The organism is Yoonia ponticola, assembly GCF_014199395.1.
Lineage (GTDB): Bacteria > Pseudomonadota > Alphaproteobacteria > Rhodobacterales > Rhodobacteraceae > Yoonia > Yoonia ponticola.
The window spans coordinates 292,244-314,166 of record NZ_JACIJM010000002.1; the positions used below are offsets into that span (position 1 = coordinate 292,244).

Sequence of the window (21,923 nt, forward strand, 5' to 3'; positions counted from 1 at the left end):
ACTGCGGGGCCTTTTGCGTTTAGGGTCTATTGTGGCGTTTTAGCTTACTTCACGTGGCCTGGTTTCGGCTCTGCCGATGCCTCGGTAACCACTTCTTCAGCGTCTTCGATTTCGACGTCGATCACATCATCAGGTGTTTCAGGCTCTGGTTCAGGCTTGTTCAACTGGCCCACGATCAAAGGCAGCATCTCTGTGCCGGACGGCATAGCGACGTCGCCCTTTGTCGGGGTGGTCCACGCCAATGTGTCAAAGGACGAGCAGTTATCGCAAACCGGACCCCAAATCGGATGCACGTGCTGACATGTCGAGCACACCCATTGCGGGCCGCGTGATGCTGTCAACGCTTTGGTCAACCAACCGCGCACGACGTCGTCGTTTGCACCTTCGCCACGTTCAATCGCGGCCATCAAGGTCAAGCTACGCGCTGTCGGGTCAGTTGTAACGAGATCACCAAGTGCGCGTTTTGCTTCTGGGAAGTCTTCGGCGGCGATGTTCAGTTCCGCCAACAGCATCTTAGTTTCAGGATGGTCTGGCTTGATTTTTGTCAGCGCCTTGAACCGCTTAAGGCGAGCAGCAGGCGTTTCATCCGGTGCGATCTCAGCAAACACAGACGCCAAGTCAGGGTGCGGTTGTGCCGTCCATGCCTTTGTGATCACACGTGTTGCATAGCGTGCATTGCCCGCCTCAACATAGCCGCGCGCAGCCATACACGCTGCAGGAATAAGGTCAGGCGACATGCGGTTCGCTTCAATCGCGGCTTCGCGTGCAGACACATCGTTACCTTCGTTCAAGATATCTTTGGCCTCGGAAAGCGCCAAGACAGCATCGCGACGACGATGCACATCGCGTGGCAAGGAACCCGATTTCAGCTTTGCGTTTAGCGTTTCGCGGGCGCCCTTCCAGTCTTCTTTCTCAGCTTGCAGCTTGATTAAAACGTCCTGCGTTTCCACATGCTTTGGCTTCAGCGCAAATGCTTTTTGCGCCAGCTTCAATGCGGTATCGGTTTCGCCAGCGTCTAGCTTTTGCTTCAAAATGCCACGCACACCAACAAAACGAGTCGAGTCGTCGGCTAGCAGTTTTTTATAAGTCGCCTCAGCCTTGCGCCGATCACCAGCCATTTCGGCAGCTTGCGCTGTCAGCAGATTTGTCAGTTTCGGGCTATCAAGATAGCGTTCTGCGCGTGACGCTTTGGTCATTGCAAGATGGCCTTCGCCAGATGCCAGCGCCATCATACCTTCAGACAACGCCTCGTACCCTTTGCGTTCGCGATTCCGGTCAAAGTAGCGGGAAATCGCGGTTTCGTCGCCATTCAGGAAATGGAACGTCGCGATCAGCAACTTGATCAGGCGCAGACCAAGCCAAACCAACACGACCAGCGCGATGAAGGCAAAGACCGCTTCGAGAACGGTGAGCGTAATTTCAATCCCGCCGATGGTGACCGCAACACCGCCGCTGACCTCCAACAGTTGGGTTGCGCCGTAGGTCAAGCCAGTGACGGCAAGGATGAAAGCCAGAATTTTGATCAGGGACCAGAGCATGCGTTGACCTTCAGTTATCGTTTAAGGAAGTGGAAATGTCGTTCGCCGCTGCCAGCGCGTTTGAACGCGCCTGCGCCTGCTGCACCCAACCGGACAATGGACCAGCGGCAACATCAGGAAGGGCCGACACTTCGGCGATCGCGGTATCAAGCTGACCTTCTTTCAAGGCAGCTTCCGCACGCGACAAAATCGCATCAGCATCGTCGCCATCACGCGGGGCAACGGAGCGGACATTCAACTGTTCGCGCAAGAATGATCCAAACGCGCCAGTGGTTTCGCCAGATGCACCTTCGGACCGCGCATCAGACAACGCTTGGCGGGCTGCGGGTGGAAAATCACCTTGAAGCTTTGCCAACGTTGGAACGCCTTCAGCGACAGCGGCCAAGGCATCTGGTGTCGGCGCGTCCAACACTTCGGACAATTCAGTCAGCGCGTTTGCCATCGGCGCGCCTGTGTCCAGCGCACTGCGGATTTCAGCAAGCGCTGCGCGGGCTTTGGCATTGCGTGCGGCCAACAGCGCGGCTTCTTCAATGGCTGCGGCTTCTTCACGGGTCGATTCAAGCTGTGCGAACGCGGCATTTGCTTGCTCTTCGACTTGCGAACGCAGGTTATCCAGCTCGGCCTGATAAGCCTGCAACGCGGTATCTTGCAGTGTGCCATCGCCGCTAGGCTGCTTTTCGAGCGCGACTAAACGTTCCTCAAAAGAAGCGATTCGTTCGTCAAATGCCCCAAATTGGTCGGTGATCTGACCGTTCAATGTGTTCACTTGCTCTGTCAACGGCGCGATATCTTCGGGCGCATCGATAGCTGTCACGTCTGCACGTAACTCAGCAATCGCAGCCTCGTTCGCGTTCATCGCTTCAACCATCGCGGGATCAAACCGTGGTATGAAGTAATAAGCCGCGCCAAAGCCAAGTCCAGCAGCGATCAAACCACCTAAGATTGCAGGTAAAAAGACACTATTCGAGGCTGAATCGTGCGGTATGGGGGTATTCTGAACAGGTGGCGTGGGGCGACCTTCGGGCTCTTTGACCAGTTCCTCAACAACTGGTTCTGCGTCAATTTCTTCCGCAACTTCCAACTCTTCCGGGGTCTCAGGAACCTCTACGCCAGTCTCATCAGCAACATCTTCCGATGCCACTTCAGCGGTCGTCTCTTCGACTTCGACCACGTCTGGGGTCTCATCGTTTTGACTAGATTTACTCTTCTTTGCCAACGTGTCGCCCTTTCCCAACTCACACAATCGACCCTAGGGTCGCACATTCACGTTATAGCGCTCTGCACAGACCCTCAAGGCATGTTCAAGGAGAGAATTGTGCATATGCTGCTAGTGTACTTTCCAACATGCCCAATCCTGCGCCATTTCCAGCAATAACGCGGCTGAACACTCGTGTGTCGCGCGATTGCACATCAATCGCATCACTCATCACCACGAGATGCAAGGGCGCGTTGAAGTCAGCAATCTGGCTGAACAGTTTCGCAGTACATGGCGAAAATAGCGGTACGATCACGGGGTTTTCGCCACGCAAAACATCAATAGCGGCCTGCGTTGGCATGACTGCAACCTGATCGTAGGCCATCACCGCTTCGCAATGTATCCCAACCGCATCAAGGCTCTCGATCACCGTCCCCGCGACATGGCGGCCGCGCACATGCACCATCCGCCCTTTGGGGGACTTCCCTGCAATCAAAGACACCAAACTGCGACTATCCCCCTTTGCAATTCGCACATCAAATCCGGCATTCATGGCTATTTTTGCAGTCTTAGACCCGACGCACCATGCAGGAATGCCCTGCAGGATACCGACGCGTCGTGCTTCGTTCACCCCATTCACCGACGTGAAAACGACATGTGCGACGTCATCGAACGCGCCCTCAACCTTCAGCGATACAATCTCGATCAACGGTGAAATCACGCATCGCAAAGGTTCGCCATGCGCCACCTGCAATGCGGAAGCAAAAGCTGCGGCCTGCGCTTTTGGACGTGTGATCAATACACAAGCGGTCATGTCAGTTCATCCCCTCCCGTTGTTTTGCCTTAACCAGAGTGTTACCTGCAAACGGACAACAGGCAATGGGCGCATGATGACAGATACTCTCACCGTTCTCGGGATCGAAAGCAGCTGCGACGATACCGCCGCCGCAGTTGTGCGCCTCAATAGCACCGCGACCGTACTGTCATCGGTAGTGTATGGTCAAACGGGGTTGCATGCCGATTTCGGTGGTGTGGTCCCCGAAATCGCAGCACGTGCGCATGCTGAAAAGCTAGATCATTGTATAGAAGAGGCTCTAACACAGGCGAAATTATCGTTAACGGACCTCGACGGCATCGCAGTGACCGCTGGTCCGGGGTTGATCGGCGGCGTATTATCCGGCGTCATGTGCGCCAAAGGATTGTCCGCCGCGACAGGTTTGCCGTTGATCGGCGTGAACCACTTAGCAGGTCACGCTTTGACGCCCTGCCTGACCGATAACGTTGCGTTTCCGTTTTTGATGCTGCTCGTTTCCGGCGGTCATTGCCAATTTCTTATCGCCAACGGTCCTGATGATTTCAAACGCCTCGGCGGCACTATCGACGATGCACCTGGTGAAGCATTCGACAAAACCGCGCGTATTCTAGGCCTACCGCAACCCGGTGGTCCTTCTGTTGAGCAGGCTGCGAAGATTGGCGATCCCAAGCGGTTCAAGCTTCCCCGTCCGCTGCTTGATCGTCCCGGCTGTGACATGTCTTTCTCGGGGCTCAAAACTGCAATGTTGCGGGCGCGTGATGGTATCGTTTTGGAAAAACAGGGTCTAACAAAGGCGGATCAAGCCGATTTGTCCGCTGGCTTCCAAGCTGCGATCACAGATGTTCTTGTCGAAAAATCCCGTCGCGCTTTGACTGAATACCTCACCCTGCGTCCTGCCACTCCGACGCTTGCCGTTGCTGGTGGTGTCGCAGCGAACGGTCAGATCCGTGACGGACTTCAACGCCTTTGCGCCGAACTTGGCGTCGCATTCACAGCGCCACCGCTGGCGCTTTGCACCGATAACGCCGCGATGATCGCCTATGTCGGCCTGACACGCCTCGCAAACGGGGATATCGACGACCTGACACTATCCGCTCGCCCACGCTGGCCTCTCGATTCAACAGCCGCACCGATGCTAGGGTCAGGCAAAAAGGGAGCAAAAGCATGAGCATTGCAGTCATTGGCGCAGGTGCTTTCGGCGCGGCTCTTGCGATCACATGGGCCGAAGCGGGTCATGACGTGACGCTTTGGGGCCGCAATGCGGATACAATGAGCACGATGCAAAAGACGCGTGAAATTCCGCGCCTATCTGACGCCGTCTTACCGCAAAACATCACATGTTCCGCCAGTTTAGACACTGTTTTTGCCCACGACATCATCGCCCTCGCCCTGCCGGCACAAGCAATGCGTCCGTTTTTGGAGACCCACAAAAACGCGCTCACAGGTAAATCACTGATTGCTTGCTGCAAAGGGATCGACCTGACCACTATGACTGGCCCTGTCACAACCATCCGTCAGATCGTGCCCAGCGCAAATGCTGCGATGTTAACCGGACCCAGCTTTGCCGCTGATATCGCAAATGGGCTGCCGACCGCGCTTACGCTTGCCACCCCTGACGACACCATCGGCGCAAACCTGCAAAGTCTTCTCGCGACACCAACCTTGCGCGTCTATCGCACCACCGACACCATCGGCGCGGAACTGGGCGGCGCGTTGAAAAATGTCATGGCGATTGCATGCGGCGTGGCTATCGGCGCGGGACTTGGCGACAGTGCACGCGCAGCACTGATGACGCGTGGGTTTTCGGAAATGCTGACCCTGGCCGACAGGTTGGGGGCGGATCGCGCCACGCTAGGCGGCCTGTCTGGCTTTGGCGATCTGGTGCTGACCTGCACATCCACTCAGTCACGCAATTTCCGCTTTGGGCAGTCGCTTGCAGGCGCCACGGACTTTGACAAAACAACGACGGTTGAAGGCGCTGCGACAGCGAAATCAGTCACTAAGTTGGCTAAAACGCTTGATCTTGACCTGCCAATCTGCACGGTTGTCGCTGATCTTATCGATGAAAAAACCGACGTTTCCGGTGCGCTTGAGGCGCTCATGGCACGTCCCTTAAAGGAAGAATGAACATGCTTGTAGCTCTCATGGCACGTGACAAATCCGGCGCATTACAAACGCGACTTGATAATCGTGACGCGCATCTGGCCCATCTGAAATCGTCTGGTATCGTTGAAATGGCTGGGCCTTTATTGGACGCAGACGGCGGCATGTGTGGGTCGTTGATCGTGCTGAACGTCGAAAACATGGGACAAGCGCAGGCTTTTGTTGAGGCCGATCCATACGGCAAAGCAGGCCTGTTCGACAACGTCACTTTGGATGCGTGGAACAAGGTGCTCGGCTAATGGCCTACTGGCTTTTCAAATCGGAACCTGAAGTTTTTGGGTGGGATGACCTCATCGCCAAAGGCGACGCTGGCGAAGAATGGGACGGCGTACGCAACTACCAAGCGCGCAACAACATGCGGTCAATGGCCGTTGGCGACCGTGGCTTTTTCTACCATTCACGATCGGGTCTCGAAATTGTCGGCATCGTCGAAGTTTGCGCCGCAGCACATCAAGACAGCACTACAGACGATGATCGCTGGGACTGCGTAGATGTGCGAGCGGTCAAACCATTCGCACAGCCTGTGACATTAAAAGCGATCAAAGCTGACCCGCGACTGGCAGAGATGTCATTGGTTAAAAGCATGCGGCTTTCGGTGCAGCCCGTCACAGACGCCGAATGGGCAATTGTCTGCGAACTAGGCGCGACAGATCCGAGTGTCTAAGCTTCGGTATGAATAGGAAAAGCCCGCCGTGAACACGGCGGGTTTTTCAAATCTTAAACGGTCAAATTAGCCGTAAATAGCTTCTTTTCCAAAATGTTTGGTCAGCATGTAGTAAACAACCGCACGGTATTTGTTGCGCTCTGATTTGCCGTAAACTTCGATTACGGAATTGATCGCCTCCATCAATTCCGGACCATCTGCTAGGCCCAATTTCTTGATAAGAAAGTTGTTTTTGACGGTTTCAAGCTCTGCCGTCTGACTGCCTGCAACGGTCGATGCATCGGCGTTGTAGATCGAAGGACCGCAACCAATCGTGACCTTTGTAAGCAAATCCATGTCCGGAGTCATGTTGCATTTGCCTTTAAGGTCTTCCGCGTATTTCGCGATCCAATCGTCTCTCTTACCCATTGTGTCATCCCTCGTTGTAGATCTGGCCGTTGTTGACCGTATTGCGGGTACGTTAGTCTGTTGGTTCGCGCTGCGTAAAGCAAAAATGAAGGGGAAACTTTGGCTCGGCGGATCAGCGACACAGCCCCCAGCCGTTTGATTGCAGGTGAAAATGGTCAGCGTGTAGACTGTTATAGTCGGGTGAAAGCGTGACGCGGAACCATTCGCAGGCGCTATCACGGGCGCGACGAAGGAATGCGGCCTTGGGACCGCCATCATCCCAATCTTTAATCAGGCGCAAGTCCGTCCCGTCGCTTAAACGAAAGCCCGAAATATCAATTGCATCTGCGGTTGCATGTTTGCTCCAACGTTCAGCTGATCCCCTGATCCGGCGGCAATTGTAGCTGCCTATATGGTCAATCTGCGTGATGTTCGCACCAAGCTGCTCAAGCGCCGCAGGTTGCAGCGCGTGATGTTCCCACATCGCCAGTCGCACAGCGATTGCGCAACGGGTTTCAATCGGCGCAAGTGCCGCATCACCAACGCCGCGCAAATCGACACGACCTTTAATGTGACAGGTTTCGGATGTTTCAAGGTCATTCATGCGGGTGAAATTTGCTGTGGTTTCTAGAACTGCCAAACAGCTTTGCGTCGAGGCAAGTGCGCGTTCCAATTTCCACGCGGTCAATGGTGTCACCGGATCAGTGATTTCTAGCGGTTTAGTCGGATTCCACTCACGCGGGAGCGGGCTATCAGGGTGATAAATCGCCTGATATCCGCCCCAAATCAAACCGATCAACGTACATAAAAACACCGCCCGCCCCAAACGGGATGGACGGCGTTTTATCGGTTCTGGTCGTTGGTGAGGTTTCACCATACCACCTTAGTAGCGGTAATGCTCTGGCTTGAACGGACCCTCGGGTTTCACGCCGATGTATGCCGCTTGCTCTGCATTCAGCGCGGACAGGCGTACACCGATCCGGTCGAGGTGTAGACGCGCAACTTTTTCATCCAGATGCTTTGGCAAGATGTAGACGCCCGGCGCATATTCCGCAGTTTTCGTCCACAGCTCGATCTGCGCCAACACTTGGTTGGTGAAAGATGCAGACATCACGAAGGATGGATGACCAGTGGCATTACCAAGGTTCAAAAGGCGACCTTCTGACAACAAAATCAAACGATGACCATTTGGCATCTCGATCATGTCGACCTGCTCTTTGATGTTCGTCCACTTGTGGTTTTTCAACGCAGCAACTTGGATTTCGTTGTCAAAGTGGCCAATGTTGCCGACAATCGCCATGTCTTTCATCAGGCGCATATGCTCGATGCGAATGACGTCTTTATTGCCTGTTGTTGTGATGAAAATATCAGCAGTTTCAACGGCATCTTCAAGACGGACAACCTCGTAGCCGTCCATCGCAGCTTGCAACGCACAGATCGGATCGACCTCTGTCACCTTCACGCGCGCACCAGCACCGGACAGTGATGCGGCTGACCCTTTGCCCACATCGCCGTAGCCCATCACAACAGCGACCTTGCCAGCCATCATCGTGTCAGTGGCGCGGCGGATGCCGTCAACGAGGCTTTCTTTGCAGCCGTATTTGTTGTCGAATTTCGACTTGGTGACGGAGTCGTTTACGTTAATCGCAGGGAACGGCAGTTGACCATCGCGCTGCAATTCATACAGACGGTGCACCCCAGTTGTGGTTTCTTCGGACACACCAAGGATCGCGTCGCGTGTTTTCGTGAAGAAGCCGGGCGTTTCCGCCATCCGCTTTTTGATCTGCGCGAAAATCGCTTCTTCTTCTTCGGATGTCGGAACTTCGATCAAGCCAGTTTCGCCAGCCTCAACACGCGCGCCCAGCAGCACGTACAAAGTCGCGTCGCCGCCGTCATCCAAGATCAAGTTCGCGCCTTCAGGGAACATGAACGACCGGTCTAGGTAGTCCCAATGTTCGACCAATGATTGACCTTTGATCGCAAAAACAGGCACGCCGGATTCAGCGATTGCCGCCGCCGCGTGGTCTTGGGTCGAGAAGATATTGCAAGACGCCCAGCGCACATCCGCACCCAACGCAACGAGTGTTTCAATCAAAACAGCGGTCTGAATAGTCATGTGCAACGAACCAACGATCCGCGCACCTTTCAGAGGTTTGCTTTCGCCGTATTCTTCGCGCAACGCCATCAGACCTGGCATTTCAGTTTCAGCGATATCCAACTCTTTGCGGCCAAAACCAGCAAGAGCGATGTCTTTAACAATGTAGTCTTCGGCCATGAAAGCCTCCAAATTGGTTATAATGTTGGACATCACCTAGCATTCGACATGGCCTGTCGCAACTCGCACAACACAGGCCGTATCGGGAACTTTGTGGCGCGATCCCCATGGAGACCGGGAATTCCTAACTTAGATCTAGGATTATGGCGCTAAATTGGTGATGAATCGAATTGTTATGTGTGAATATCCGCCTATTCACACGTCCGCTGATAATAGGTAAATGTGACATGGCCTGCCGTTGGCCGAAATTTTGCAAGATCGGCCGGAATAGGCAAGGTCGCCGTTGCCACAGCATAGCAGGCGCTAAACCCCTCGAGGTCGCGAAGTTCTAGCCCTGTCAAAAACCATTTGTCTGCATCGGCGACGTTGATCCCTTCGGACCCACCAAGGATCAAATAATCAGGCGCAAGCGACAACACATAGGCCCCGTCGCCCTTCCCATGGCCCGGCATCGACTGACGGCGTGCTAGGATGGGGACATCCGCGCGCATAGCAATTGTCCTGTCATTTAGGCCAAGCATGTCGATGTAGATGTGGGACGGCGCATGGAACGGTGTCGATCCAGCCGTGTTAAGCCCTACCGTCGATCCAGCTGGCCAATTTGCTGCGATGTAGCGGCCAACGATGGTCCCATTAAACGCGGCCCAATCCATGCGGTATGATCGAGCCGTCAACGCCGCTACAATCATAATAAATAGCAAGGCCACTAGACCAATGCGTGCGGGTATCGGACGTAGACTACCCCACAAAGCGACGACCAGCAGTGCAAATGGTCCCGATATGGGCAAGAGAACACGTGCCGCCGCCATATGATCCCCGCCTGACCAAATGACGTAGCCCACAAACGCGCCGCACACGATCAACAATACAATGGCAACGCGGTTCAAACGCCCCCACACCAAAGTGGCGACAAGTGCAATTGCGCTACACGTCATGACTGGCAGATAAAGCAACGCAGATCGCAACAGGTAATCACCCACGCGTTCGAGGCGCAGGGCCAAGTCCAATCCAACCTTTGCATGAAATGTATTTGGCAATATGTCGCCATAATACGACACGCGCCATCCAAGATGGATCATAAAGACCACGAAAGGGATACCTGCCACGATGACGGCGCAGGTCAGTCGGTGCTTCCACCCAAAAGGCCCGGCGATCAGGAGCGCAAAAAACGTCGCCGCCACGATAATCACACCATCGGGACGGGTCAAAACGGCAAAGGCAAAGGCTATTCCTGCGCAAAAAAGGGTCCAGTAGGGCAGCGGGTTGGGCGCTTGGGTGACAAGCGCGCGGACCACAAAAGCCATCGCGCCAGCGACAAAGGCCGCGGCAAGCGGTGCTTCTAACCCACCTAACACCCAAACCGACAACGAGACATTCCCTAGGATCATCGCGACACCAAGCGCTGCTGCCTCTGACCGATGCGGATACATCGCGCGCGCGCCCAAAAAGACGGCCCACACGAGCAAAATGACCGCGAAAATATTGATCAACCGGACCGCAACAACCGGATCAATTCCCGCCTTCAGCAAGGCAGACGTAATCATAACATAAAGAAAGTTGGTGTAGCCTTCGACGCGGTCCCCCAAATTCCAAGACAGGTCGCCGGCATCTGCAAAATTTTGGGCGTAGCGGAGTGAAATAAACGCGTCGTCATGAAGGAAAAATCGGTTTCGCCATAGGTTGATGGCAAAAAGAACCAATCCGATCGCCAAAACAACGGGCGTGGCATAGCGCGAAGGTAAGGCTGGCGATTCAACACCCTCGCTACCATCTGGGGGGACCTGCGTCGTATGAGGCATATGTAGGTTAACTCACTAATATTGCAGTAAAATGCATTTCTTTCGAATTAAGGTACACAGGGCGGGACACCTATGAACGCGCCCTACCCTGCGTGTTTAAGCGATGATGAAGACATCCGTCTCCGACCATTCGACACCCGAGATTGATGCATAATCCAGCGCGCCAACACCTTCAGCATTCCCAGTGGAATCGATAATATCGAAGGCATCATCAAACTGATAATAGCGCAGTAAATCTGCTTCGGTTGGGTCAATGGTCATGTTAAAATTGCTTGCGATCTCGGACGCTGTGCGCGCATCATCCCAGATACGCAGCTCGTCCAGCTTCCCACCAAACGCTTTGTTTTCGCGCACATTCGCGGCAATGTCGTCGATCAGAAGGTCGGACGCCAAGTCATTTGTTGCAGTCGCATCCAAAACACCATTCACAAAGATCGAGAAATCATCGCCATCCCGAACCAACGCAAAATGATTCCAGACGTCATCGGCCAACACAGTGGTATTTGAAACGATCACATCCGTCGAAATAGTTGATTCCGTGGAGTAGAGCCGTAACCGACCCGCGTGGAAGTTCAGATCGTTGCCTAAGATCCCGTCTGTCGCCGGATCATCGCCCGACGCGCTGTCATGTTGGCCGCCCTTAAAGATGGAATCGTATTTGTTGACGTTGCTGCCAGTTTCCAGTGCGGCCCAGAATTCGACGGTGTAATCACCTGTGACGACAAGATCTTGAACGTCGACGCCCGAACCATTGTTTTGGCTCAGAAGCGATCCGGCATTACCGCCACCCGAGCCGCCACCAGAAGCCACATTGATCGTCGCTGTCGCGACGTTAGACCATTTTCCGTCGTTGTCCTGCACGCGATAGGTGAAACTATCAGAACCCTCAAACAGTGGGTCTGTTGGCACATATTCCGCGTGACCGTAGTGGCCCGCAGGCAAGCCACGGTCGATCAGTTCTTGCTCCGTGTCCATAATCTCGACCGTGCCAAAACTAGGTCCGCTCACAATCTCAACGGCTTGCATGTTTAGCATACCATCCGAATCAGTATCATTGTCCAAGATATGCAAGTGGTTCGTGACCGGATCAAAACCGGTGGTCAGGTCAAACGTATCGTCCACTGCTACCGGCGCGACATTGCCCACATCAATGTCCGCAGTGGCAAATGTCGTCGCCGCGCCAAGCTCATCTGTCACCGTCAACGTCACCGTGAACAGCCCATCCGTGGTGTAGGTGTGTGACGGTGCCACATCAGCTGACGTGGCACCATCGCCAAAGTCCCACGCATAGGTCAGCGCGTGATCTTCCGCGTCGGTCACATCGGAGGCAAAAGTAACCGTGTAGGGCAGAATGTTCGATGTGTTCTCGCCCGGATCAAGCACAATACCCGTGCCGCTAGGTGCGGTGTTGGGCGGTCCCGCATTCCCATTCGCGATAATTAGGGAGATGGCAGCGCTGTCGGTGTCAGTCCCGTCGCCAATCACATATTCAATTGAGACGGTAACGCTGTCCCCAACGGCTAACGAAGCAAATTCAAAATCGCGGTCTTTGAATTCAACCGTTCCATCATCGCCAATACGGAAAATACCACCGCCGTCGGACCAGACTTTTAACCGTCCAGATGAATCAAAGGTGCTGTTGGTGTCGCTTGCACCGTTGGCTTTGAAGCCTGCAAGTTCAATCAGATTGAACCCGGCGCCAGCGTCCGTGTCATTCGCAAAAATATTGTAAGGTAAAGTGATCCAATCGCCAGACGCTATGCCTGCGAGGTCAATACTGCCAAGATCATCGACGGCATCCAGTACAAGCGGGGGTGTCGTGGCCACATTGATCGTCGCTGTCGCGATGTTCGACCATTTTCCTTCATTGTCCTGCACGCGGTAGGTGAAACTATCAAAGCCCTCAAATTGTGGGTCGGTTGGCACATATTCCGCGTGACCGTAGTGGCCAACAGGCAAGCCACGGTCGATCAATTCTTGCTCTGTGTCCATAATCTCGACCGTGCCAAAGCTAGGTCCACTCACGATTTCAACAGCTTGCATGTTTAGCATACCATCCGGATCAGTATCATTGTCTAAGATATGCAAGTGGTTCGTGACCGGGTCGAAACCGGTGGTCAGGTCGAACGTATCGTCCACTGCTACCGGCGCGACATTGCCCACGTCGATGTCCGCAGTGGCGTATGTCGTCGCCGCGCCAAGCTCATCTGTCACCGTCAACGTCACCGTGAAAAGCCCGTCGGTAATGTAGGTGTGTGACGGGGCCGTGTCAGTTGACGTCACCCCATCGCCAAAGTCCCACGCATAGGTCAGCGCGTGATCTTCCGCGTCGGTCACATCCGACGCAAAAGTTACCGTGTAGGGCAGGATATTTGATGTGTTCTCGCCCGGATCAAGGACAATACCCGTGCCGCTAGGTGCGGTGTTGGGCGTACCTTCCCCTTGGACCGTTAGGCTGACGGACGCAGTATCAGTATCGTCGCCATCTGCCATATCGTAAGTCACTGATGTTGTGCGGATCTCACCCGCGGATAGGGTTGCAAACTCCAGATCTCTATCGCGAAATTCGATGGTGCCGTCAGGATAGATCCGGAATTGCCCGCCGTTATCGCCCCAAACCCAACCAAACCGGCCCGACGCGTCAATCAAATTATCCGTCTTGGGCGCCCCCGTGATCTTGAATCCATTGAGTGCGACAACTGAAAACGGATCGCCTGTCGGGTTGGTGTCATTCGCCAGCGCGTTACCGATCATTGTAATCGTGTTACCGCCCAAACTGCTGACAGCCAAGGTGATATCATCGTCATTCGCATCAACAGGGCCGACAACAGCACCTTGTGCGTAGACAGGTCGCAGAACAGAATCGATTTCGGGTGTCACGAAGGTACGCTGTGTTGTTGTGATGTTTGGATCGTCTTCCCAGTGCGAGAAATTCCATTCGAACCCGTCTGCCACGTAAGTGCTTTGTACAACGACATCATGGTGGAATCCGATGACGTTGTCGCGCACCTGATCGCCCGTGAATGCGACCCCATCGAGGAAGAAGGTGAAGTTAGGCACATCCGGCATGTCGTAGGTGGTGATGCTTTCCTCAGGATAGATCACGAGGGTTTTGGTCGTCGATAGACCAGAGCTGTCAATCGCCGTGAGCGCTACAAAAAATCCAACGTTTTCATAGTAGTCATGCCCACTAGTCGGAATAACGATTTGAACGCCTCCCGCTATATTTTCAACCGCCGAAACCTCTGGGTGAAAATGTTCGTTGTGTGCAAGGTTCACCGACCAAAACACATCCGGTCCCGTCAAAGTCCCGTCTTCAAGGTCGGTCGCAAAGCCTGAAAGGGTAATCGTATCACCAGCGCGGAACGTATCCGTGACGATTGGCGTGTTGATCGTTACTTCAGGCGCATTACCGATCGTGATGTCGATGGGATTGTAGACCGTCTGGGCCCCGTTCGCGTCGGTTGCGATCAGTTCAACCGTGTACTGCCCTTCGGCAGTGTAGGTGTACGTCGGATTTTGTTCTGTTGATGTCGCACCATCACCGATCCCATCTCCGTCGATATCCGGTCCATCCCCGAACGACCAAACAAAAGTCAGATCATCGCCGTCAGGATCGAACGCGTCCGTTTCAAAGGTCACGGTATGCGGTGCGGTCAGGCTGGTGTCCTCACCCGGATCAAGGATAATGCCTTGTCCGCCGGGTGCCGCATTACCGATGCTATACTCCAGCCGGTTCACAGCGCCTTGGAAATTAAAGATGTTTCCGGTCTGGAAAGTTGTAATGTAATACAACGTGCCATCAGGTGCTTCGGCAAATGTCAGAACCTGACCTGTCGCATTCTTAAAATGATTGTCGGATATAAGTTCTGGTTCGCCTGACGAATAGTCAATTTCAAGATAGCGTATCCAGTTCCTCACCCAGTCGCCGTAAAAGTAGACGCCTTGGTATTCGGTAGGGAACTGTGACCCGCGATAAACCACACCGCCTGATATAGATGATCCGGCATCACCATAGCTTGGCAATTGGTCCTGACCCGGCGCAGAGGCGTGTTCGTAACTGTAGATGGGATTGCCGGGGTCATTGGGGTCCGGCAGATAACCCTCGTAATTTGGCCAACCGTGATCCGCGCCAGCTGTTGCTATGTGGATGTCTTCGTCCGCAAATCGCCCGTTACCGCCGACTTCACCAATCCAAAGCGTGTTCGATGTTTGATCGTATTCAGCCCTGAACGGGTTGCGCAATCCATAGCTGTAGATAGTTGTCATGACGCCTTCAGGATCAAGCGCAAGGTTTTCCGCGCTTGTCGAAATCGCCGTCTGCGTGTTGACGGACGGTGTATAGGCTGAGGCCGCCACAGGATCGTAGTAGGGATTATCGGTAGGGATCGAACCGTCGGTCAGATTGACGCGATGCACCTTACCGTCATCATGGGTCAAATCCTGCGCATTGGCCGGCTCGAACTCCTCACCAATCGAGATGAAAAGTTTGTAAGGGCTAGGGTCATTGGCGTCGATGGGTTCATACCCGATTGCCATCCCACCGCCTTGGTGGTCCTTGTTGGAATAAGTATCAAATTCCCGCCAAATCACGGTTTCCGAACTCAGATCACCCGAACTGGCTGCACCGCCCGCGTTTTCCTGATGCACAAACCGCGATACGGTCATGCGCTGTTCCTGCAAATTCGTGTAGAGCAGGTAAACATACCCATTTTCACTAAAATTCGGGTCCACTTCGATGTTGAGCAAACCTGCCTCGCGCGAATTTTCGACTTGCGCGCTTAGGTCAAGGTACACCGATTTTGTGCTATCAGCCACGGACGGGTCTTCGACGATGATGACCTCACCGCTTTTCTGAATAACAAGCATCCTACCATCGGGCAGAAACGCCATATCGGTCGGCAACACCAAAGCGTTCACGACTTTTGTGTCAATGAACCCACCGACGTCACCAACAGGGGTGTCAAAAACGCTGTCGTCTTGAACGACCGATGCACCAGTTGGCAGGTGCAGACTGTGGCCCGTTTCGGCGTTTCCGGTCGCATCGATGATATGTCCCGTGTCATCGTCGAAACGGTAGTAGCGCTGCAATCCGACCGGCACACCCCCCGCGATATCAAGCGGTTGATCGGCGTTACCAAGTATTTCGGCACCGGGGCGTGCAATATCCCAAATGCGCACTTCGTCCATGCGCCCTTCAAGTGCGCCCACACTGCTTGACGCTAGCTGTGAGATTTCAAAGGCCGACGTATAGTTCTGCGTGGTCGAATTCGCGTCGTTGACGCCGTTCACGTACAAACGGACTATGCCACCTTCGCGGACAAAAGCGACGTGATTCCATTCACCCGCAACCAGTGGCGATGTCCCGACGACAACGTCACCAAACGTGCTATCGTATAGCCGTGGTATTCCCCCGAAAAAGTTGATGTCATTGCCGCCCCCAATTTGCGACGACACCGCGCCGTCATTCTTGGCAATTTCTGAACCTGGTTCAAAGAAGATATTGAACTCAATCGTAAAATCGCCAATGAGCGACAGGTCTTGTATATCAATACCGACGTTGTCGGTTTCCAAAACATAATTCACAACACAACCCCAAAGGTTATTAAAAATTGTATTCAAAATTTGAAGGATTCTCAGCGGAAAAATCGCCGTAATCCTTTGTGTAAAAAGGGAAAAATAATGCGCCCTAGTGCTCAATAATACCGACGAGCATTTGAAAAGGTTAAGAGCGTCAAGAACATCTGTCAATCTACACAAAAGTTAGGGCAGGAGTATTGACGTACAAATTGCGTGCTTATTTCGGCACGGATTTTACGGCTAACATTTGGGATATAAATCCGATTGCCCACGCATTATGCACAATTCCAACAACCAATCCGGCCCAAAATCCGCAGAGCGATTTCATCCTGACCGCACAGACCAATGAAACGACAAAAATCATGCCAAAATAAATCAACGGCAAAATCCCAAAAAGCGGGTTGAAAGCAATAAGAGCCACGCAAGCAGACATCATTAACATATTCAAAACAGGGATCATTTGTCTTATTTTTGGCTGCATACGATGTTTCAAAACTGTGCGGCCACGTCCACGCCCGTAGGCCCAATATTGCCGTGCAAGTGCCATCGGGGTGGGTCGCATATGGTAATCTAGGCGTATCTCGCTTTCCAGCCAGATAAGCCCGCCAGCTAGACCTAAACGGTGGTCATATTCAGCGTCCTCATTGTGACTGAAACGCGGATCATAGCCCCCGATCTTTTTAAACCAATCAAGCCGAAAACCCGCGTGATGCCCATGATCCACCCAAAATGAGGTTCTTCCACCGCGATGAGCCGATCCGCCAGACCCCAATGGGGTATCAACGATCCACGCCGCTGCACGTTGAAAACAATTCGCCCCAACCGCGTCCATAACGGTAACAATCGACGCCGCATCTGGCTGGTTTTCAAAGGCCTTTACGATGTCCGCTATGTATCCTGCTGGATAAATCGCATGGGCGTCGCAACGCACGATGATGCGGTGGTGCGGTCGCGCCATCTCGTCGATTACCGCATTGATACCAGCCGACTGCAGCTTTTGTGGGTTGTGAAATAAATGCAAATCAGGGTGAAGCTCGGTCAGTCTTCGGACGATGTCTTGGGTCCCGTCGGTGCTGCCGCCGTCAGCGACGACCATCATTGTATTGTTCGCAAAGGAATCATTTTGCGTCAGCGATTGAATACAACGTTCAATATGCGTGACCTCATTTAATGCAGGAATCACGACAAGGATATGTTGCGGCGTATAGGTCGCGACTTCGAGAGCATCACCGCTTTGAAGGTTTATTCCGTAAGTCATTATAAAATCGAATAAGAATAAATAAAATAGGTCACAAAACCCCGCAACCTTAAGCCGTTGACGTTAGATTGCGACTTGGTTTCGCACAACAAAAATATTTGCGACGCCTAATTTATGATTCGGATTCTGAGGGCAAACAGGGAAATATCAACGTCATGTTATAACGCAAAACAAAGTCAGACCCATTTCATCCATCTGAAAACATTCGCGAAATCTAATCTCTTTGTCAAAAAACTTGATTGGCGAACGCAAGAGGTGCAACGTGCTAATAATTTTTATGAATTTTCAATTTAGATGGTGAGATTTTTGCCATGGACGATGCGCAATTTTTTTTAGGTGCAACCAATAAATCCGTTCTGATCGTTGATTTGGACGGCACGCTGATTCACACCGATATGTTGTATGAAACATTTTGGTCAGCGATCTCTGCGCGGTGGCTTAATATTATTCCAGCGATGCGTGCATCAATGAATGGCAAAGCAGCCTTGAAACGGTCACTTGAAGAAATGGGGCCGATCGATATCCCTCACTTGCCGTACAATTCCGATGTCTTGGATTATATCGCGGACTGGCGCGCGAAAGGCGGGCAAGTTGCGCTTGTCTCAGCGTCAGATCAGCGATTGGTACAACAAGTTGCGGATCACCTTGGTCTTTTTGACGCCGTGTGTGGGTCAGATGGTACGCGAAACCTGAAAGGACCGGAAAAGGCTAAATATTTGCAAGACACCTACGGCGAGAGCAATTTTGCTTATATGGGCGATGCCATCGCTGACCTAGAGGTCTGGAAATACACGACAAAAGCAATCACAGTTGGCGTATCGAAACCACTTGCAAAGCGCGTTGAAGCCCTAGGCATTCCAGTAGAACGCCTGTCCGACCGCAAGCGTCCCGTCAAACCGATCCTCAAGGCGATGCGGCCGCATCAATGGTTGAAAAACGTTCTGATTTTCCTACCAATGATGGCCGCACATCAGTTTTCCGCAATCACCGTGGCGCAATCCATCCTCGCTTTTGTTGTTTTCAGTCTGATCGCGTCTTCGGTCTACCTGCTCAACGATTTGCTTGATCTCGATGCAGACCGCGCCCATCCACGCAAACGGTTCCGGCCTTTCGCAAGCGGGGAATTACCGTTGGTCTGGGGGACGTTACTGACGCCACTCCTTTTGATGACGGGCTTCGGTCTATCGTTATTTATGGGGTGGGCCTTTTTTGGGGTCATGGCGCTATATTACGCGGTTACTACGGCCTATTCGTTCTTGCTGAAGCGTGAACTTATCGTGGATATCTGTGCGCTGGCGGGCCTTTATACGTTACGCATTATTGCAGGCGGCGTGGCCACTGGCATCCCGCTGTCGGTATGGTTACTCGCTTTTTCGATGTTCTTTTTCTTTTCACTCGCGTCCATGAAGCGACAGGCAGAGCTAAAATCCGGTCAAAACATGGGACAAGAAAAGGCGCATGGCCGCAGCTACAAAACCAGTGATTTGCCCCTAATTGCCAACATGGCCGTGTCATCAGGATATGTGTCGGTTCTTGTAATGGCGTTGTATCTATATTCCGACACGGTGCGCGCTTTGTATTCGTTCCCTGCCCCCTTGTGGGGAATCTGTCTGGTGCTGTTGTTTTGGATTAGCCGGATGACGATGATTTCACATCGCGGCTGGATGCACGACGATCCCGTCGTTTTTGCGGCCCGCGACTACATCTCAATTGTGTGTGCGATTATCATCTTTGTCTGTGCCATTGTCGGGACCATGTTTTGACACGTTTGTCACTTCTTGGTCTCTATGTTGTGTTCGCCGTCATAGCGACGATTGCAAACTTGCTGACGCAACGCATTGTTCTGTTCATGAATGATGGTGCTGCAGGTTTTACTGTCGCAGTTTTTATGGGGACATTGATCGGATTGATGATCAAATATTTCTTAGATAAAAGATGGATTTTTCGGGACCTCACCGCTGGCACTGCAGCAAATGGCAAAAAATTCGCGCTTTATTCTGCCATGGGAATTTTCACGACCGCGATTTTCTGGATCACTGAAACCGCATTCTGGTTGCAATGGCGAACCGACATGATGCGAGAACTGGGGGCCGTCATTGGCCTGATGATTGGCTACACTGTGAAATACCAATTGGACCGACGTTTCGTATTTACCAACAGCGCATTCGTTAAACCCGTATGACACGCACAACAGACATCATGGGTTGGGGCCGCTATCCGCGTAAACCGGGTCAAATGGTCCGACCGCGGACTGAAACAGAGATCCGGGCCCACGTCGCTCAAAACGGCATCATTGCACGCGGAAATGGACGCGCCTACGGCGACAGTGCCATCGGGTCGGCATCAACGCTTGATATGCGGGCGATGAACCGCATGATTTCGTTTGATGACACTCACGGGCAACTCGTGGCAGAGGCCGGTGTTTTGCTGGGCGATGTGATCGACGCATTCCTACCACGTGGGTGGTTTCCTTTTGTCACGCCCGGCACCAAGTTTGTTAGTCTCGGCGGCGCGATAGCGGCAGATGTTCACGGCAAGAACCATCACTGTGACGGGTCGTTTGGGGCATTTGTGAATTGGATTGATGTCATGGACGCCGCTGGTCACGTCACACGGGCGAGCCGGTTTGAGAACACGGACTTGTTCGCATGGACGATAGGTGGCATGGGACTGACGGGTGTGATTTTGCGAGCGGCAATTAGACTTCGACCCGTTGAAACCGCGTGGATTCAGCAAAACTCGCTAGTCGCCCCAAACCTGACAGCCGCCATCCAAACCATCGAGAATACACAAGCAGCGACCTATTCCGTTGCATGGATCGATTGCCTTGCTAAGGGCAAAAATCTTGGGCGGTCGATCATTATGCTGGGCGAACATGCAACGTTATCCGATTTGCCTGCCGAGCGGCGCGATCATCCATTCAGCACGCCGCAACGCAAAAAGAAAACCTTTCCGTTTGATGCCCCCACTGCGTGCCTGAACAAGGCTACCGTAAAGCTGTTCAACGCATTGTATTGGCGCAAAGGCAAACAATCGACGGGCACGTCGCTTGTGGATTGGGACAGCTATTTTTATCCACTTGATGCGATTTTGAAATGGAACCGACTTTACGGGCGAGCCGGCTTTGTCCAGTTTCAATGTGTCTTGCCTTTGGACCAGTCAGAGGCCGGTTTGACCGCCATTCTCACCGAAACCGCAGCGGCAGGGCAAGGGTCATTCCTTGCTGTTTTAAAACGATTTGGCGTTCAGGACAGCAAATTATCCTTCCCCACGGAAGGTTATACGCTGGCCTTGGATTTCCCCGCTAACGCAAAGACATTGGCGTTACTAGATCGCCTTGATGCTATCACGCTTGATCATGGCGGACGGTTTTATTTGGCAAAAGACGCGCGATTGGCGGCCGCAACACTGCATAAATCCGACCCGCGCATGTCAGACCTTAGGCAGATGCGATTAAAGTCTGGCCTGGATCGACAGTTTTCATCCGCACAATCCGAAAGGCTACTCCTATGACCGATTTGGCCCCTGTTCTTATTCTTGGTGGCCGATCCGACATCGGTCTAGCCATCGCGCATCGCTTCGCAAGGGCTGGTCACCCGATTGTTTTGGCTGCGCGCAATGCCGAAACGCTGAAGGACGAACAAAACGACATTGCCGTGCGCTACAACGTGACTGTCGCATTGACTGAATTCGACGCCTTGAACACCGCGCAAATGCCGGATTTTGTGGGTCAACTTGACCCATTTCCGAAGATTATCGTGTCAGTGATCGGTACGATGGGTGATCAAAGTGCGGGCGAAAAGGATTTGGATGCCGCAGCACAGGTGATGCGCGCGAATTATGAAGGGCCTGCGCTTATCGTGGGACTGTTTGCGCAAAGGCTGGCAGAAACAGGTAACGGCACGATTATCGGTATCAGTTCCGTCGCAGGGGATCGCGGCCGTGCTACGAATTACATCTACGGATCGGCAAAGGCGGGCTTTACCGCGTATCTGTCCGGCCTGCGCAACCGATTGGCGGATAAAGGCGTCCACGTGATCACTGTAAAGCCGGGATTTGTCGCAACGCAGATGACAGCGAACATGGACCTACCCCAAGCGTTAACCGCAGCGCCCACAGAGGTGGCAGAAAAAGTCTTTCAAGCCACCCAATCCCGCCGCAATATCATTTATGTTCGACCAATTTGGTGGCTGATTATGCGGATCATCTGCGCGATCCCCGAATCCATTTTCAAAAAACTAAGTCTTTAA

General features: G+C 53.0%; 17 protein-coding genes. 8 read left to right on the forward strand and 9 right to left on the reverse strand.

Annotated features, from left to right (window positions below; genetic code table 11):
• Window positions 1–44: 44 nt before the first annotated feature.
• The 3 genes from FHS72_RS04200 to FHS72_RS04210 form a co-directional block, all read right to left on the reverse strand.
• Window positions 45–1,538, reverse strand: a complete 1,494-nt coding sequence (locus FHS72_RS04200; RefSeq protein WP_183526032.1) for a heme biosynthesis protein HemY — start codon at window positions 1,536–1,538, stop codon at window positions 45–47.
• A gap of 10 nt (window positions 1,539–1,548) precedes the next feature.
• Window positions 1,549–2,754 (reverse strand): COG4223 family protein, encoded by a 1,206-nt coding sequence (locus FHS72_RS04205; RefSeq protein ID WP_183526036.1) that lies wholly within the window; start codon window positions 2,752–2,754, stop codon window positions 1,549–1,551.
• Window positions 2,755–2,839: 85 nt separating this feature from the next.
• Entirely contained in the window at window positions 2,840–3,547 is a 708-nt protein-coding gene (locus FHS72_RS04210; protein WP_183526039.1) for a uroporphyrinogen-III synthase, read from the reverse strand.
• A 76-nt stretch (window positions 3,548–3,623) separates the two neighbouring features.
• Between FHS72_RS04210 and tsaD the strand changes: the two genes are divergently transcribed.
• The 4 genes from tsaD to FHS72_RS04230 are packed head-to-tail and all read left to right on the forward strand — an operon-like array spanning window position 3,624 to window position 6,374.
• Window positions 3,624–4,715, forward strand: a complete 1,092-nt coding sequence (tsaD, locus tag FHS72_RS04215; protein WP_183526042.1) for a tRNA (adenosine(37)-N6)-threonylcarbamoyltransferase complex transferase subunit TsaD — start codon at window positions 3,624–3,626, stop codon at window positions 4,713–4,715.
• A complete protein-coding gene (locus tag FHS72_RS04220) occupies window positions 4,712–5,674 on the forward strand; it encodes an NAD(P)H-dependent glycerol-3-phosphate dehydrogenase (protein ID WP_183526047.1) in 963 nt (320 codons plus the stop codon). Before tsaD ends, FHS72_RS04220 begins: the two co-directional genes overlap by 4 nt.
• A gap of 2 nt (window positions 5,675–5,676) precedes the next feature.
• Complete coding sequence (locus tag FHS72_RS04225; RefSeq protein ID WP_183526050.1) at window positions 5,677–5,949, forward strand: YciI family protein; 273 nt, start codon at window positions 5,677–5,679, stop codon at window positions 5,947–5,949.
• Entirely contained in the window at window positions 5,949–6,374 is a 426-nt protein-coding gene (locus FHS72_RS04230) for an EVE domain-containing protein (protein ID WP_183526053.1), read from the forward strand. Before FHS72_RS04225 ends, FHS72_RS04230 begins: the two co-directional genes overlap by 1 nt.
• Window positions 6,375–6,440: 66 nt before the next feature.
• Here the strand turns inward: FHS72_RS04230 and FHS72_RS04235 are convergent, their stop codons facing one another.
• From FHS72_RS04235 to FHS72_RS04280, 6 genes are all read right to left on the reverse strand, one after another.
• Window positions 6,441–6,782: a DUF2853 family protein gene (locus FHS72_RS04235; protein ID WP_183526056.1), complete on the reverse strand. Its 342-nt coding sequence runs from the start codon at window positions 6,780–6,782 to the stop codon at window positions 6,441–6,443.
• A 112-nt stretch (window positions 6,783–6,894) separates the two neighbouring features.
• Window positions 6,895–7,575 carry an extensin-like domain-containing protein gene (locus FHS72_RS04240; protein ID WP_343042652.1) on the reverse strand — a complete coding sequence of 227 codons (681 nt, stop codon included), beginning with the start codon at window positions 7,573–7,575 and terminating at the stop codon, window positions 6,895–6,897.
• Between the two features lie 69 nt (window positions 7,576–7,644).
• Entirely contained in the window at window positions 7,645–9,036 is a 1,392-nt protein-coding gene (ahcY, locus tag FHS72_RS04245) for an adenosylhomocysteinase (protein WP_183526062.1), read from the reverse strand.
• A 191-nt stretch (window positions 9,037–9,227) separates the two neighbouring features.
• Window positions 9,228–10,835 (reverse strand): hypothetical protein, encoded by a 1,608-nt coding sequence (locus tag FHS72_RS04250; RefSeq protein ID WP_183526065.1) that lies wholly within the window; start codon window positions 10,833–10,835, stop codon window positions 9,228–9,230.
• 96 nt (window positions 10,836–10,931) lie between these two features.
• Window positions 10,932–16,421, reverse strand: a complete 5,490-nt coding sequence (locus FHS72_RS18390) for a PQQ-dependent sugar dehydrogenase (RefSeq protein ID WP_221235343.1) — start codon at window positions 16,419–16,421, stop codon at window positions 10,932–10,934.
• A 211-nt stretch (window positions 16,422–16,632) separates the two neighbouring features.
• Entirely contained in the window at window positions 16,633–17,673 is a 1,041-nt protein-coding gene (locus tag FHS72_RS04280) for a glycosyltransferase family 2 protein (protein ID WP_183526068.1), read from the reverse strand.
• A gap of 311 nt (window positions 17,674–17,984) precedes the next feature.
• Between FHS72_RS04280 and FHS72_RS04285 the strand changes: the two genes are divergently transcribed.
• From FHS72_RS04285 to FHS72_RS04300, 4 genes are read left to right on the forward strand one after another with little or no spacing between them, the layout of a single operon-like run.
• Window positions 17,985–19,436: a UbiA family prenyltransferase gene (locus FHS72_RS04285; RefSeq protein WP_183526071.1), complete on the forward strand. Its 1,452-nt coding sequence runs from the start codon at window positions 17,985–17,987 to the stop codon at window positions 19,434–19,436.
• Window positions 19,433–19,855 carry a GtrA family protein gene (locus FHS72_RS04290; RefSeq protein WP_183526074.1) on the forward strand — a complete coding sequence of 141 codons (423 nt, stop codon included), beginning with the start codon at window positions 19,433–19,435 and terminating at the stop codon, window positions 19,853–19,855. Before FHS72_RS04285 ends, FHS72_RS04290 begins: the two co-directional genes overlap by 4 nt.
• On the forward strand, window positions 19,852–21,186 hold the full coding sequence (locus tag FHS72_RS04295) for an FAD-binding oxidoreductase (protein WP_183526077.1): 1,335 nt from the start codon (window positions 19,852–19,854) through the stop codon (window positions 21,184–21,186). Before FHS72_RS04290 ends, FHS72_RS04295 begins: the two co-directional genes overlap by 4 nt.
• Complete coding sequence (locus FHS72_RS04300; protein ID WP_183526080.1) at window positions 21,183–21,923, forward strand: SDR family oxidoreductase; 741 nt, start codon at window positions 21,183–21,185, stop codon at window positions 21,921–21,923. Before FHS72_RS04295 ends, FHS72_RS04300 begins: the two co-directional genes overlap by 4 nt.

Coding starts and splice junctions, on each gene's coding strand:
- FHS72_RS04210 (WP_183526039.1), bottom strand. CDS start 3,547: ATGACCGCTTGTGTATTGATCACACGTCCAAAAGCGCAGGCCGCAGCT.
- FHS72_RS04230 (WP_183526053.1), top strand. CDS start 5,949: ATGGCCTACTGGCTTTTCAAATCGGAACCTGAAGTTTTTGGGTGGGAT.
- FHS72_RS04235 (WP_183526056.1), bottom strand. CDS start 6,782: ATGGGTAAGAGAGACGATTGGATCGCGAAATACGCGGAAGACCTTAAA.
- FHS72_RS04200 (WP_183526032.1), bottom strand. CDS start 1,538: ATGCTCTGGTCCCTGATCAAAATTCTGGCTTTCATCCTTGCCGTCACT.
- FHS72_RS04280 (WP_183526068.1), bottom strand. CDS start 17,673: ATGACTTACGGAATAAACCTTCAAAGCGGTGATGCTCTCGAAGTCGCG.
- FHS72_RS04220 (WP_183526047.1), top strand. CDS start 4,712: ATGAGCATTGCAGTCATTGGCGCAGGTGCTTTCGGCGCGGCTCTTGCG.
- FHS72_RS04300 (WP_183526080.1), top strand. CDS start 21,183: ATGACCGATTTGGCCCCTGTTCTTATTCTTGGTGGCCGATCCGACATC.
- FHS72_RS04285 (WP_183526071.1), top strand. CDS start 17,985: ATGGACGATGCGCAATTTTTTTTAGGTGCAACCAATAAATCCGTTCTG.
- ahcY (WP_183526062.1), bottom strand. CDS start 9,036: ATGGCCGAAGACTACATTGTTAAAGACATCGCTCTTGCTGGTTTTGGC.
- FHS72_RS04295 (WP_183526077.1), top strand. CDS start 19,852: ATGACACGCACAACAGACATCATGGGTTGGGGCCGCTATCCGCGTAAA.
- tsaD (WP_183526042.1), top strand. CDS start 3,624: ATGACAGATACTCTCACCGTTCTCGGGATCGAAAGCAGCTGCGACGAT.
- FHS72_RS04250 (WP_183526065.1), bottom strand. CDS start 10,835: ATGCCTCATACGACGCAGGTCCCCCCAGATGGTAGCGAGGGTGTTGAA.
- FHS72_RS04225 (WP_183526050.1), top strand. CDS start 5,677: ATGCTTGTAGCTCTCATGGCACGTGACAAATCCGGCGCATTACAAACG.